The following is a 251-nucleotide window of genomic DNA, read 5'->3' on the forward strand; positions in this document are numbered from 1 at the left end:
GCTTTATCTAATAGCCTTATTGATATACCTAACTCTCGAAGCTCTCATACTGTTCCCACTCCTAGGGGCGGAGGGGTGGCTATCGTTGTTGTTTTTATAATCAGTGCCATCGTTTTAGAGATTACCAGTAATTTGCAATTTTTTACTATGTTAGCTCTTACAGTTACAGGGGGGATGGTTGCCGTTATCGGGTTTCTCGATGACCATGGGCATATTCCCGCTCGCTGGAGATTATTGGGGCACTTTACAGC

At 44.2% G+C, this 251-nt stretch carries 1 pseudogene; it reads left to right on the top strand.

The window, feature by feature from the left end:
* A pseudogene (locus tag SB725_RS32795) lies at positions 1-251 on the top strand (glycosyl transferase); the annotation flags it as partial.

It is taken from the genome of Pseudomonas sp. SIMBA_041 (assembly GCF_046535095.1).
GTDB classification, from domain to species: domain Bacteria; phylum Pseudomonadota; class Gammaproteobacteria; order Pseudomonadales; family Pseudomonadaceae; genus Aquipseudomonas; species Aquipseudomonas mucoides.